Here is a 3,993-nt window from a genome sequence, read left to right on the forward strand (position 1 = left end):
GGACTGGACGATGGCGGCGACGGCGAAACCACCGACCGCCAGAATGCCGGTCGCGGCGAGGGATGCGAGCGCGACCCTGCGCCAGGGCCTCGCTCCGGACGACTCGCTTCGGCGGGCGGGGGCGCCTGAGACGCCGCGTTCCACGCGTGCCAGGATCCGGGCGCGGTCGGGCTGGTGCGCCTCGGCGGCTGCGCCCAGCCGCCCGGCGAGCTCCTCGTTCAACGGCTCCTCCTCCCCGCCAGCAGTTCCCCGGCCGCTCCTGTGCCGCCCAGCGTCCGTTCCAGTTCGGCCATCCCCTTCGAGGTCTGGCTCTTCACCGTACCGACCGATATTCCGAGCGCCAGGGCGGTGTCCTTCTCCGACAGGTCGAAGGCGTGCCGCAGGACCACGCAGGCCCGCTTGCGGAACGGCAGCCGGGCGAGAGCAGTACGCACGTCCACCACGGCGGCCACGTCCGGACCGTCCGACGGCTCCGCGGCGCGGGACCAGAACAGGGCGATCCGTCGGCGCTCGCGTACCGCGCTGCGGATCCGTGACCGTGCCAGGTTGGCGACCACGCCACGGGCGTAGGCGAGGGGGTACTCGGCCTGGCGCAGCCGGTCCCAGCGCTGCCACAGTGCGATCAGGGCGTCCGCGGCCAGATCGTCGGCTCCGTCCGCCTCGCCCGTCAGGAGATGGGCGAACCGGGCGAGTTCGGCGTAGTGGCGTTCGAAGAAGTCGTGGAACTCCGCGGACGCGTCATCGAGGACCACGCTGTCGGTCGCCCCTTCCGCAAATGTGTGCGTTAACATCCGGGCGGCAGCGTATCAGCGCCCGGTACGGCCCCTTGCGCTCCAGTGCGGCCGTACCCCGGATCCGCCACCGGCCGCGGTGTGGTTTCAGTGGGGGGCGAACTGGACCCGGGTCGGTTGTGCGACGTTCGGCAGCAGCGTGGTCCCGTCGACGGTCAGCTGCTCTCCGTAGATGTCGGTGATCCGTATCGCGCCACCGCACCCGCTGCCGTCGGCGGAGAGGAAGTAGTTGTAGTCGGTACGGGACAGTCGCTGCCAGCCCTTGGTCGTGCGTACCTCCAGCCGTGCGACCGGATTCCGGTGGTCGATCACCTGGATGCCGCACCAGTGGGGGCTGGACCCGGTCTTGTACCGGAGGGAGATCGTGCTGGGCGTGTGGGGGCTCAGCAGATTCCAGGTGATCGGGATGCGGCCGGCCTTGCGCTCGGCCAGTTTCGCGAAGGCCTGTTCGCTGAGGTCCAGTTGTCCGGGTGCGCAGGGCGATGGACATTGGTTGGTGATCCGGACCGTGATCGAGGCGCCGTTCTCGGCGCGGACGCGCACGTACGCGCCGCACGCCCTGGACGACTCGTAGTCGGTGGTGTTCATCGCCGCGACCATGAGGTCGTCGCTCGGGCCGAACAGGCAGGCGCCGTTGCCGTCGCCGGCGGAATAGGCGGTGGCGACGCCCTTGTAGGTGGTCCCGGGCTGGATGCGTCCTCCCGACGGTGCCGTGGTGGTGCCGGGGGTGGATGCCGCCTGAGGGGTTGCCTTCGCCAAGGGCTGTGGCGCCGCGGTGGTCGTACTGGCGGCCGCGGTCGGGGTTTCCGCGGCACGCGAGCTCTCCGTCGGGCGCGCGGGGCTCGTCGGGGCCGGGGACGTGGCCCCCACCTGGGTGGCGGCGGGGGCCGCCACCCCGGCTCCGATTTCGCCCTTGAGGCCGGGGAGCACGGCCGTCACCAGGTGGACGAGGACGCCCGCGGCGGTCAGCATCACCGCCGTTCCCGCCATCAGCCTGTGCCTACGCCTGCGCTGGCGTGCGGCTTGCCGTGCAGTCTGCATGTCCGTCCGTTCGAAGATTCGAGCCGAGGTGCACTGCTTGGTTGCCGCAGGATGCGAAAAGGTTGCCGCCGGTTCCCGCGGGGGCGGCACGGATGCCGCGCGGAGACGCTCCGAGCGCGCGGCGACAGGCCTTGTTGAACGCCTGTAGGTCGGGAATGCCGACCGATGCGGCGATGGCGGGGACGGAGAGCGTGGTGGCCTGCAGGAAGTGACGAGCCCGTTCCATGCGCCGGGCCCGGATGTAGCCGACGACTGTTTCCCCCGTCGCGGCGCGGAAGAGGCGCGTCAGGTGGTTGTGGGAGACGCCGGCCGCCGCCGCGATCTCCGGTACCGACAGAGGTTGCCCCAGCCGCGCCTCGATGAGGGCCACGGCGGCTGCGACCGCCGGATGAACGGCCTGGGTGTTCCGCTCCCTCGGAGGGGCGAGCTGGGAGACCCGCCACAGGGCGGCCCACACCTCGGCCGCCGCCCGAGCCGGGGTGTTCGGCCAGGCGGTCAGCGCCTGCTGCAACTGGACGGTGAGCAGGGCGAGATCGGAACCGGCGTGCTGGACCATCGGAATGCTGCGGGGGGTTCCACCCGAGCCCAGGCGGAGGTGGACGTAGAGGTGCGGGGAGCGGCCCCGGTAGCGATACCGGACCTCGGCGCCGGGCGGTACGAGACTGACCCAGCCGGGGCGGATCGCGTGCTCGGTGCCGTTCACCGTCAAGTCGGCCTCGTAGTCGTACAGATGGAGCTGCCACAGGTGCGGCAGTGAGAACACGTCCACGTGGCCGGCAGGCCCGTGCACGCCGATGCCGACGGCGGCCAGAGCCGGAGGCTCGTCGAGGTGGGCGAGGACCGTGTGCATGGTCACGTGTTCTACCACGGTGTCCGCGAGCCGGCTCCAGGGTCGCGATTCGCACCCCTCAATCGTCGACCCGCGTGCCGGCACCGTGGTGAGAATCGACCAGTGGAGGGTGAGCGTGGCCCACGCGGGGCGCGCCCCCCGGACCTAGCGTGGCCGCCATGGAGAACAGGCAAGAACTGCTCGATTCGGTGCGGATGGCGCGCTTCGTGGCGCGCGGGTCGCTGCGGCTGGACGGGGTGGTCCCGGCGGAGATGAACGCCGAGGGCTTGGCGGTACTGGTCGGCGGGGTGCCGTCGGTGCGGTACGGGACGCCGCTGTCCGAGGCCTATGCGGAGGGATCCTTCGTCCGCAGGCTACTGGAGCTTCCGCAGGTCGCGGGGGCTCTGCACAGCCTCGTGGGCCCGGAGCCGTCGGTGGACCACCACTTCGTGCACACCCGCGAGCCCCGCGGCGGCGACGCGCAGCCGCTGCACGGGGACGCCATCATCGACGTCCGGCCGGACGCCTTCGACGTGCAGTTGATGTATTTTCCGACGGCGGTGACGCTGGAGACGGGCGGAACACTCACCGTGCCGGGCAGCCACCTCCGCCGGATCAACGAGTCCGACACCGGCCGCTACCAGAACCTGCGCGGCCAGGACCGGCTGGTCTGCCCGGCCGGGACGGTGGTGTTTCTGCACCACGGGCTCTGGCACGCGGGCCGGCGCAACGACAGCGACGCGATGCGCTACATGTTCAAGATCCGCTTCAATCCCAGGGTGCGTCAACAGCGCCTGTGGAACACCTCGGATCTCGACGACCCACAGGTGGCCGCGGAGCTGGACACGATGTTCCCGTGGTACGAGATGGCGACCGGACGGCTGGAGCGGTACAACCGCATCCTGCTGTGGCGGGTGCTGACCGGCGACGACGGCTTCGACCTCGACCACTGGGTGACCAGGGTCTCCAATCGCCCCAAGGAGGCACGGACATGACGACCGAAGCGATCCTCCCCGAGCGGGCGGAAGGTGCCGCGCCGGTGCTGCGACAGCAGGTGCTGGTGCTGTATGCGGCCTCCTCGGCGCTGGACTCCCATGTCGTGGGCTGGTCCCTGTACGACGGCACGGGCCGCACCTCGCCCACCACGGGCGACAGCGACGAGCCGCCGTACGAGTCGGGAGTGGCGGCGCTCCGGGCGGGCTGGCGGCTGATCCAGGCCGCTCAGCTGATCCCGCCGTACCCGGGTCATGAGTACGACGTCTCCTTCCTCAAGCACGAGTTCTTCTTCGAGCGGATCGTCGACGCGCGAGCGGAGCCGGGGGAGGAGCCGCG

Annotated in this window: 5 protein-coding genes and 1 pseudogene; 2 read left to right on the plus strand and 4 right to left on the minus strand. The window is 70.9% G+C overall.

Annotated elements, in window-relative coordinates; translation table 11 throughout:
• The 4 genes and pseudogenes from ACFV0Q_RS29815 to ACFV0Q_RS29830 all read right to left on the minus strand — a co-directional run.
• A pseudogene (locus tag ACFV0Q_RS29815) lies at positions 1-222 on the minus strand (hypothetical protein); the annotation flags it as partial.
• Positions 219-791, minus strand: coding sequence for a SigE family RNA polymerase sigma factor (locus ACFV0Q_RS29820; protein ID WP_385009470.1), 573 nt, complete (start codon positions 789-791; stop codon positions 219-221). The gene ACFV0Q_RS29820 and the pseudogene ACFV0Q_RS29815, both read right to left, overlap by 4 nt.
• Positions 792-878: 87 nt before the next feature.
• Positions 879-1,781, minus strand: coding sequence for an expansin EXLX1 family cellulose-binding protein (locus ACFV0Q_RS29825; protein WP_385009471.1), 903 nt, complete (start codon positions 1,779-1,781; stop codon positions 879-881).
• A gap of 10 nt (positions 1,782-1,791) precedes the next feature.
• Positions 1,792-2,682 carry a helix-turn-helix transcriptional regulator gene (locus tag ACFV0Q_RS29830; RefSeq protein WP_385009476.1) on the minus strand — a complete coding sequence of 297 codons (891 nt, stop codon included), beginning with the start codon at positions 2,680-2,682 and terminating at the stop codon, positions 1,792-1,794.
• A 158-nt stretch (positions 2,683-2,840) separates the two neighbouring features.
• On the opposite strand from ACFV0Q_RS29830, the gene ACFV0Q_RS29835 reads away from it, so the two are divergent.
• On the plus strand, positions 2,841-3,656 hold the full coding sequence (locus ACFV0Q_RS29835; RefSeq protein ID WP_385009472.1) for a phytanoyl-CoA dioxygenase family protein: 816 nt from the start codon (positions 2,841-2,843) through the stop codon (positions 3,654-3,656).
• A gap of 47 nt (positions 3,657-3,703) precedes the next feature.
• Positions 3,704-3,993, plus strand: a 290-nt coding sequence (locus ACFV0Q_RS29840) for a hypothetical protein (RefSeq protein ID WP_385009477.1), incomplete at its 3' end; no start/stop codon positions are given.

The organism is Streptomyces sp. NPDC059564 (assembly GCF_042735575.1).
Lineage (GTDB): Bacteria > Actinomycetota > Actinomycetes > Streptomycetales > Streptomycetaceae > Streptomyces.